The 407-nt window shown below is 43.2% G+C and carries 1 protein-coding gene; it reads left to right on the top strand.

Annotated features, from left to right (window positions below):
* Nucleotides 1–407 (top strand): Ig domain-containing protein (locus CD113_RS08245; RefSeq protein WP_142380900.1); only part of this gene is annotated, 407 nt, incomplete at both ends.

The raw sequence follows: 407 nt of genomic DNA on the forward strand, positions 1-407 counted from the left end.
GACGGTGTCACATTTGATTCAGAGACAAACATAATTAGTGGCAGTCCAACAACAGTAGGCACATACCCAGTGACCGTGACAACAACAGACGCTGAAGGAAACACAACAGAGACGAAATTCACAATTACAGTGGTAGATACAACAGCGCCAACGGTGAAAGCGATTGATGATCAAACAAAAGAAGTGAACACACCAATCGATAACATCGTTATTGATGGAAGTGACAATAGTGGTCAACCAGTGACAAATAGTGTAAGTGGCTTACCTAACGGTGTAACGTTTGATGAGACAACAAACACAATTAGTGGTAGCCCAACGACTGTGGGAACTTATCCAGTGACCGTGACAACAACAGACGCTGAAGGAAACACAACAGAGACGAAATTCACGATTACAGTGGTGGATAC

The organism is Staphylococcus simiae, from assembly GCF_002902085.1.
GTDB lineage: Bacteria > Bacillota > Bacilli > Staphylococcales > Staphylococcaceae > Staphylococcus > Staphylococcus simiae.